The following is a 7,507-nucleotide window of genomic DNA, read 5'->3' on the forward strand; positions in this document are numbered from 1 at the left end:
TGAGCGCAGGTGTTCGGTAATATCCTCGGCGCATTCGCCGCCGCATAAAACCAGCATGAGGTAGGATCGAAACAAATCACTGTAGGAATACTGTGCCTTAACTCCCCGAATGCCAAGCGTTTGGTCTATGGTGTCGTAAATAGAGGCCTCCCGGATAATTTTGTCTGCAAAATTTATTCCGCCAAAAGAGTTGATGGTGTCGCTAGAATATGTAATTTTCATCCGCTACGATGTTTTCACCTAAGTAGGTGAAAATATTTTAATCGGGAAAGCCTTGTGATGATTATTATTACAGGGGTTCCCGATTATTTTATGCTTTTATGTTGCGGATATAAGGTATTTAAACAATAGCGGAGGAAAAATGCTCATAAACATATTAGAATTTCTTCATAGCTAACGATTGCACCATAGTGACAATCGAAAATTAGTTACCTTTGCAACCAAACCTTTATCGTTTAAAACTTTATAAGATGAGACATACTGCTTTTACCCAATTTCACATTGATTTAGGGGCCAAAATGGCTGAGTTTGCCGGATATAACATGCCTATTGAGTATTCCGGAATTAACGACGAGCACATGTGTGTTCGTGAAAAAATTGGCGTATTCGATGTTTCCCACATGGGCGAAGTTTGGGTTAAGGGACCTAAGGCTTTCGACTTTGTTCAATATGTCACTTCTAATGACGTTGCAACTCTTAGTGACGGTAAGGTTCAATACTCCTGCCTTCCAAATGGAAAAGGTGGAATTGTTGATGACCTTTTGGTTTACCGCGTAAATGCTGAAACCTACTTCTTGGTTATTAATGCAGCGAATGTAGAAAAGGATTGGAACTGGTTTTGCTCTCATGCCGAGAAGTTTGGCTTGAAGGTAGGCAAGGATCTATACAACGCTTCGGACGAGATTTGCCAGCTTGCCGTTCAAGGCCCATTGGCGCTTAAGGCTATGCAAAAGCTTACTTCTACTTCGGTGGAAGATATGGAATACTACACTTTCAAGAAGTTGGATATCGCTGGGATTAAAGATGCTATCTTCTCAACTACTGGTTATACCGGATCGGGTGGATGTGAGATTTATGTTGCCAACGAGGATGGTCCAAAACTTTGGAAGGCTGTTTTTGAGGCGGGAAAAGAGTTTGGTATTCAACCAATCGGTCTTGGTGCTCGCGATACACTCCGTCTTGAGTCGGGTTTCTGCCTCTATGGTCACGAAATTAACGACACTACCTCTTCTATTGAAGGTGGTTTAGGGTGGATTACCAAGTTTACCGACGCAAAGAACTTTATCGATAAAGATTTACTTCTTAAGCATAAAAAAGAAGGTGTTGCCCGCAAGTTGGTTGGTTTCGAAATGGTTGAAAAGGGAATTCCTCGTCAACACTATGAAATTGTTGATGCTGAAGGTACGGTAATCGGCGAGGTTACTTCAGGAACTATGTCTCCAATGCTTAAAATTGGTGTTGGTATGGGATATGTTGCTACTTCGCATAGCAAGCTTGGCTCCGAAATCTTCATTAGCATTCGTGGCAAGAGTATAAAAGCTAAGGTTGCTAAGACTCCATTCTTTAAAAAGTAATTAACTACTATATAGTTGAGGGGTATAAAGTGTTCTTTATATCCCTCTTTTTTGTAATATTATTGCCATGCCTACTCTCGATAAAGTTGTAGAAGTTTGCTTTTCACCATCCTTGTTTGGTTTTCACCTCGATCAGAAAGCTACTGTGGTAGTTGTGGACATTCTTCGCGCTACATCTGCAATTTGTGCAGCATTTGCCAATGGTGCCAGTGAGATTATCCCAGTTGCGGAGGTAGAGGAGGCTAAACGTTACAAAGACAATGGCTTTCTCGTGGCAGCCGAGCGCGATGGCGTAGTGCTGGATTTTGCGGATTTTGGAAACTCACCCTTTAATTTCAAACCGGAAATTGTAAAAGGGAAGAGCATTGTGTATAGCACTACCAATGGGACGCGTGCCATACATATGGCTGCTGAATGCAAGGAGGTAGTTGTTGGTTCTTTCCTTAACTACAGTGCCGTTGCTGCCTACTTAGGACAACGTAGCGGGAAGGTTATAGTGTTCTGTTCTGGATGGAAGGGGCGTTTCAGCCTTGAGGATTCCGTTTTTGCAGGTGCGTTGGTCGAGCGCTTACTCAATGATTATGGTTACTCAACCACTTGCGATTCGGCCATTGCCGCGCTTGATTTATGGCAGTTGGCTAAGCCTGATCTTATTGATTATATCCAGAAGGCAGCACAGCGCAGCCGGTTACGCACCATGGGCCTCGATGACGTTATTGATTTTTGCCATACACCTGACTATACTTCTATCGTTCCTCATTTCAATGGAAAAAGCCTAATTCCTATTAGTAGGAATTTGTAGCTGAAATCAGGGTTTTGATCGTCTAATTATTCCGAATCGTTGTTTAGGTGTTTTAAATCATATAGAAAAAAGCATTTGGTAAGGAATAAAGTTGCAATTTTGAGTTGTATTCAAACACAAGGTTTGTAATTCGAAAAAATATCATGAGGCACTCAAAATCAAAACCTTTGCATCATAGCACAAACCTCAGTGGTTTCGCAAAGGAGAGTTGTCTACAGTTCATTCCTTCCGTGCTCCCTGAAGGGAGACTAAATCCATTTAACCAATTTTATAAGCAATGAAAAAGCATAATTTTACCGCAGGTCCATGTATTTTGGCACCATCAGTAATCGAAAACCTTTCGAACGCTGTAAAAGATTTTGACGGACAAGGTCTATCGCTAGTTGAAGTTTCGCACCGCGAAAAGGCATACGAAGCTGTTCACATGGAAGCTTTATCTTTGTTCAAAGAGTTGCTTAATATCCCTGATGGATACAAAGTTGTATTTCTTGGTGGTGGTGCTAGTTTGCAGTTTTGCATGATTCCTTTCAACCTTATGAACAAGAAGTCTGCTTACCTCGAAACTGGTGTTTGGGCAAGTAAGGCTCTTAAGGAAGCTAAACTGTTTGGTGAAGTTGTAACCGTTGCTTCTTCTGCTGATAAAAATTTCTCTTACTATCCAAAGGGATATAGCATTCCTAAGGATGCTGACTATTTCCACATTACCACCAATAACACCATCTACGGAACCGAAATCCATGAAGACATGGATTGCCCAGTTACCTTGATTGCCGATATGTCTTCCGACATTTTTAGCCGTCCAGTAGATGTGAAGAAATACGGTATGATTTACGGTGGTGCTCAAAAGAACCTTGCTCCAGCTGGTGTTACTTTTGTTGTGGTTCGCGAAGATCTACTTGGAAAGGTTGATCGTAAGATTCCTACCATGCTCGACTACCGCACCCACATCAAGGAGGATTCCATGTTCAACACTCCTCCAGTGTTTGCTATTTATGCAATGCGCGAAACCCTACGTTGGGTTAAGTCAATTGGTGGCGTAGCTAAGATGTTCGAAATGAACAAGGCTAAGGCCAACCTTCTTTACAACGAAATTGATCGCAATACCATGTTCCAAGGTACCGCTGCTAAGGAAGATCGTTCACTCATGAACGTTTGCTTCGTTATGACGGACAAATTCAAGGAAAAAGAGGCAGACTTTATGACTTTTGCTAAGGAAAACGGTATGGTTGGTATCAAGGGTCACCGCTCTGTTGGTGGTTTCCGTGCTTCGCTATACAACGCACTTCCTATCGAAAGCGTTCAAGCTCTTGTTGATTGCATGAAGGAGTTCGAAAAGAAGAACGCATAATCGTGTAATTATATACTAAGGGGTTGAATAGCTTTAGGGCCATTCAACCCTTGTTTTTTAATAACAAGTTGAGTTTATGCTTAACTTGTAGTTAGTATTAACCTAAACAACTAATTATCATGTCTAAAGTTTTAGTTGCAACCGATAAGCCTTTTGCAAAGGCAGCAGTGGATGGAATCCGCAAGATTGTTGAAGAAGCAGGTTTTTCTCTCGAACTTCTCGAAAAATACACCGACCAAGCAGACTTAGTTAAGGCCGTTGCCGACGTGGACGCCGTTATCGTTCGTAGCGATAAGGTTACCAAAGAGGTAGTTGAGGCTGCTAAAAACCTTAAGGTAGTTGTTCGCGCCGGTGCGGGATACGACAATCTCGACCTTGCTGCTTGCACCGCAAAGAATGTGGTTGCTATGAACACTCCAGGACAAAACTCCAACGCTGTTGCGGAACTTGCTCTTGGTATGATGGTTTACATGGCTCGTAACACCTTCCAGCCTGGAACAGGTGCCGAACTTAAAGGTAAAAAGTTAGGAATCCACGCTTACGGAAACGTGGGTAAGTTGGTTGCTCATATTGCTAAGGGATTTGGTATGGAGGTTTATGCTTTCGACCCATTCGTTGCTAAGGAAGTTATTGAGAAGGATGGCGTTAAGGTTCTGTCTACCGTTGATGAACTCTACAGCACTTGCCATTACGTTTCGCTTCACATTCCTGCTAACGATAAGACAAAGAAATCCATTGGCTATGAGTTGATGAGTAAGATGCCTAAGGGTGGAACGCTTATCAATACTGCTCGCAAGGAGGTTATCGACGAGGATGGACTTATGCGGATTATGGGTGAGCGCACCGACCTTAAGTATGCCACCGATATTATGGCCGAGGGTAACTCTACTTTTGCTGAGAAATTTGCTTCACGTTACTTCAGCTCGCCTAAGAAAATGGGTGCCGAGACTGCCGAAGCAAACATCAACGCTGGCCTAGCTGCTGCAAACCAAATTGTGAATCTCCTTAAGAACGGAGATAAAACGTATCAAGTAAATAAATAGTGAGAAGTTAAAGGGTAAAAGTTAAAGGTTAAAAGATGGTTTAGCCTAACAATTGTTGCCAGCTTATATTGAATGGGTCATCTGTTTACTAAATGTGGGCGAAAACTTCCATTGTTAGATATATCTTTTCTGACCTTTAACTTTTTACCTTTAAAGAAAACCGTCTAAAATGGAGCATACTAAGTTAGATGCATGGAAGGAGTCCGTTGAGTTAACGGTTGATATTTATACATTATCTAGTAAATTCCCTAAGGACGAACTCTATGGTCTTACTTCTCAGATTCGGAGGGCAGCAGTTTCTGTTCCTTCCAACATTGCTGAAGGTTCTGCTCGAAAGGGTACTGCAGAAACAATCCAGTTTCTTTATATAGCGGTGGGCTCTTTAGCTGAACTTGAAACACAAATAGAAATATCAAGAAGGTTGGGTTACATTTCGAATGTTGAGACGATAACCAAACGGATCTTATTGGTAAAGCAACTAACTCTAGGGTTGGTTAGATATCTGAAGTCCGTCTGAGTATGTATTTAACTATTCACTTTTAACCTTTAACCTTTAACTTTTAACCTTTCACCGAGTAATGGTAAAAATAAAACCTTTCAAGGGGCTTCGTCCCCCACAGGCGCTGGCACAAGAAGTGGCATCGCGCCCATACGATGTGTTGAACTCTGAGGAGGCTCGCCACGAGGCTACAGAGCGCTCGTTGCTCCACATTATTAAGCCTGAGATTGATTTTGCTCCCGGTTTCGATGAGCATGCTCCTGAGGTGTATGCCAAGGCGGTTGAGAACTTCAACTTGTGGCAAAAGAATGGCTGGTTGGTTCAAGACCAAAAGGAGCAATACTACGTGTATGCTCAAACCATGGACGGCCGCACCCAGTATGGTCTCGTTGCTTGCTGCAGCGTGGACGATTACATGACCGGCAAAATCAAGAAGCATGAGCTTACCCGCAAGGATAAGGAAGAAGATCGCATGATGCACGTGCGCAATACCAACGCCAACGTGGAGCCTGTATTCTTCAGCTACCCTGCACACAAGGAGGTTGATGCTATTGTTGCTAACGTGGTGAAGAACAGTAAGCCTGTTTATGACTTTACAGCCAACGATGGCTTTGGTCACCACTTCTGGATTATTGAGGATGATGCTACCAACAAGCGCATTACCGAGATTTTTGCTACCATCCCTGCGCTTTACGTAGCCGACGGTCATCACCGTACTGCCGCTGCCGGCCTAGTTGGTAACGAGAAGAAGAAAAATAATCCCAATCATACCGGCGATGAGGAGTACAACTTCTTTCTCGCGGTAGTGTTCCCCGATAATCAACTTAAGATTATTGACTACAACCGTGTGGTTAAGTATCTTAACGGTATGACCCCAGCGCAGCTGGTGGCGAAACTTGGTGCCGATTTTGAGGTTAAGGAAGTAGGCAAGGCAATTCACAAACCAACCAAGCTGCATAACTTTGGTATGTATCTCGACGGAAAGTGGTATAGCCTAACCGCCAAGAATGGCACCTACAACGATGCCGATCCTATCGGCGTTTTGGATGTAACCATTCTTTCGAATCTTGTTCTCGATAAGGTGTTGGATATTAAAGATCTTCGCACCGATAAGCGTATCGACTTTGTGGGTGGTATTCGTGGACTTGGCGCGCTGCAAGCACGCGTTGATAGCGGCGAGATGAAGGTTGCTTTTGCCCTTTACGCCGTTACCATGCAGCAGCTGATTGACATTGCCGATACCGGCAACATCATGCCTCCAAAAACTACCTGGTTCGAGCCTAAGCTCCGCAGCGGGTTGGTTATTCACAAGCTGGTGTAATTAATCCTATTCAAAATTGAAAAGGCCTTGGTTTTCCAAGGCCTTTTCTTAATTTTGACTTAGAACAGATGTATTGGTCATGCAGGATATTACATCGATTTTACTGTAGTAAATGCTGCCTTAATAAAAATATAGTTTATGATCAAGCAGATATATCGATTCCTTAGTCCTCGATTCCAGAACCTTTTTTTAGAGTATAAAGTTGCATTTAAACCACGCTATGGTCATGGCAGTCAGCCACATCGGCGATTGTATGAGATTATTGATGCAGGACGACTCGGGTATGCGGAGATTCTTAATGAAGCACTTTTATACAAAGATTCTTTTCAGTCTATAAGGATCGATTCAGACCCCAATCCAATTAATCCCATCTATAATAATGGGTATTTGCCCGGGCTTGATATTGTTGCTTTGTATACCATAATTGCCAAGTTTAAGCCTGAAACCTATTTTGAAGTTGGTTCCGGCAATTCTACTAAAGTGGCAAATAAAGCAATTAAAGAGTTGGGCTTGGATACTAAGATTGTTTCTGTTGATCCAAATCCTCGTGCCGAAATAGATGCACTTGCCCATAAGGTGATTCGAAAACCATTTGAGAATATTGATTTTAGCGAGATTTTTTCTTTAAACCTTAAATCCGCAGGTCGATTGCTAGGTTTTAAATCTTAGCGTATTTAGGTTTGCTTGGTGGATATTTTGCCATTTTTTTGGTTCGACATAGCCCTTCTTTGCGTCACTTCTTCCGTTTTTCGCTCCCCCTATGGTTTGCAACTTCCTTTTTTGGAAGCCTGCAACAATAAAAACCGTAACGAACCGTAAGTGTCAGGTATTCAATTACTAGCTATTGAGGCGCGGGCATACCTTTCCCATTGGGCACAGCAGCGTGGCCGCTTCACTCCAGCAGCAGGTGGTATTTCTTG

General features: G+C 42.7%; 7 protein-coding genes and 1 pseudogene. 7 read left to right on the forward strand and 1 reads right to left on the reverse strand.

Features of this window, described 5'->3' with window-relative positions; all coding sequences use genetic code 11:
* Positions 1-222: pseudogene (locus BLS65_RS16670) on the reverse strand (hypothetical protein); the annotation flags it as partial.
* A 248-nt stretch (positions 223-470) separates the two neighbouring features.
* On the opposite strand from BLS65_RS16670, the gene gcvT reads away from it, so the two are divergent.
* From gcvT to BLS65_RS16705, 7 genes are all read left to right on the forward strand, one after another.
* The gene (gene gcvT / locus BLS65_RS16675) at positions 471-1,574 is read left to right on the forward strand and encodes a glycine cleavage system aminomethyltransferase GcvT (RefSeq protein ID WP_092440946.1); all 1,104 of its coding nucleotides are present in this window, start codon (positions 471-473) and stop codon (positions 1,572-1,574) included.
* A gap of 67 nt (positions 1,575-1,641) precedes the next feature.
* Complete coding sequence (locus BLS65_RS16680; RefSeq protein WP_092440947.1) at positions 1,642-2,376, forward strand: 2-phosphosulfolactate phosphatase; 735 nt, start codon at positions 1,642-1,644, stop codon at positions 2,374-2,376.
* 277 nt (positions 2,377-2,653) lie between these two features.
* Positions 2,654-3,724 (forward strand): 3-phosphoserine/phosphohydroxythreonine transaminase, encoded by a 1,071-nt coding sequence (serC, locus tag BLS65_RS16685; RefSeq protein WP_092440948.1) that lies wholly within the window; start codon positions 2,654-2,656, stop codon positions 3,722-3,724.
* 119 nt (positions 3,725-3,843) lie between these two features.
* Positions 3,844-4,767, forward strand: a complete 924-nt coding sequence (locus tag BLS65_RS16690) for an NAD(P)-dependent oxidoreductase (protein ID WP_092440949.1) — start codon at positions 3,844-3,846, stop codon at positions 4,765-4,767.
* A gap of 169 nt (positions 4,768-4,936) precedes the next feature.
* Complete coding sequence (locus BLS65_RS16695; protein ID WP_092440950.1) at positions 4,937-5,284, forward strand: four helix bundle protein; 348 nt, start codon at positions 4,937-4,939, stop codon at positions 5,282-5,284.
* Positions 5,285-5,345: 61 nt separating this feature from the next.
* Positions 5,346-6,587, forward strand: coding sequence for a DUF1015 domain-containing protein (locus BLS65_RS16700; RefSeq protein WP_092440951.1), 1,242 nt, complete (start codon positions 5,346-5,348; stop codon positions 6,585-6,587).
* A gap of 138 nt (positions 6,588-6,725) precedes the next feature.
* Entirely contained in the window at positions 6,726-7,256 is a 531-nt protein-coding gene (locus BLS65_RS16705) for a pseudouridine synthase family protein (RefSeq protein WP_092440952.1), read from the forward strand.
* Positions 7,257-7,507: the final 251 nt, after the last annotated feature.

Source organism: Williamwhitmania taraxaci (assembly GCF_900096565.1).
GTDB lineage: Bacteria > Bacteroidota > Bacteroidia > Bacteroidales > Williamwhitmaniaceae > Williamwhitmania > Williamwhitmania taraxaci.